The organism is Cupriavidus sp. 8B (assembly GCF_054589115.1).
In genome coordinates, this window is sequence record NZ_BAAILO010000499.1 from 1 (window position 1) to 1,206 (window position 1,206).

A 1,206-nucleotide genomic window follows, 5' to 3' on the forward strand; every position below is an offset into this window, starting at 1 on the left:
GCCGGGTGTGCCCAAGGACAAGCTGGTCGTGCAGGTGGAAGGCGATATCCTGACCATCAAGGGCGAAGTCGTCCTGGATCAGCCGGAGGGCATGGAAGCCAGTTACGTGGAGGTTTCCCTGCCGCGTTACCGGCGCGTGTTCACGCTCTCCAAGGAACTCGATGCCGAGAAGGTGGTGGCCGAGTTCAACCACGGCGTGCTCAAGTTGCGCATCCCCAAAGCCGAATACGCGCAACCGAGCCGCATTGAGGTCAAGGTCGCGTGATGTAAGCCGAGCGGGCCTTGGGCATCGCCCATGGCTGCCCACACGTAGGCGGGCTGACATGAAACCGGAATCCTTGCAAGAGGGTTTCGGTTCCTTGTGAGACAACTTGGTCGAAGGCTGGCACCATCCGACGCAGACTGCTGCTGGCGCGCTGACCCGGTTCAACCCAAGTGAAGATGCCAATCTGCCCGGCAAGAGCGAAATCGAAAACAGCTTTTATCTGACGACCCAGGGCTGGGCCATGCGGGGTGGCGACGTATTCGAAGACGAAAAACGCAGTGCTCCGGGAGGTGCCTGCGGATGTCCCTTTTAAGCTGATTTTTATCTCCCTCCTTTTCGGCGGTGCGGGCCGCACGGTTCATATCGCATCACGTAGGGGATTGGATTCACTCGCCCGCTTCAAAACTGCTCGGCAATGATTGCAATATCCTATTTGTCAATTCAAGGATAAGAAATTCTGCATGGTGGATAGCGTCAAGCAGGATGTCCGGTTTACCGACAAACATCTTGGCTGGCGCATTGACTCATCAGAACTGCAACCCGTGCTGACCTGTTGCCTCACGTAGTTTGCTACCAGTCGGATTGTCCGGCGGGAGCAGCACAACGTGACGAGGCAAATCAGCATGACGACACGCAAGGAGTTGCTCGAAGCGCTGCGAGTGCGGTATCGCAGCGCGGCGTTCGGTGACCGGATCACGATTCTCGATGAGTTCGTGGCCCTGACTGGGTATCACCGCAAGCACGCCATCCGGCTGCTGCGGCAGCAGGTGGCGTCCGCGGCGACGAAGGCGACGCGCGACCGCGACCGGCTGTACGACGAGGCAGTTCGCCAGGCGTTGACGGTGTTGTGGGAAGCGGCCGACAGGGTCTGCGGCAAGCGCCTGAAGGCGTTGATCCCGACGTTGGTTGATGCCATGGAACGGCACGGCCATCTGGACCTG

General features: G+C 59.4%; 2 protein-coding genes and 1 pseudogene. All 3 read left to right on the forward strand.

What is annotated here, in order from left to right; genetic code table 11:
- Positions 1–265 (forward strand): Hsp20/alpha crystallin family protein (locus ACYP5B_RS45455; protein WP_459571768.1); only part of this gene is annotated, 265 nt, incomplete at its 5' end.
- Between the two features lie 106 nt (positions 266–371).
- On the forward strand, positions 372–578 hold the full coding sequence (locus ACYP5B_RS45460; protein WP_459573961.1) for a hypothetical protein: 207 nt from the start codon (positions 372–374) through the stop codon (positions 576–578).
- 310 nt (positions 579–888) lie between these two features.
- A pseudogene (locus ACYP5B_RS45465) lies at positions 889–1,206 on the forward strand (transposase); the annotation flags it as partial.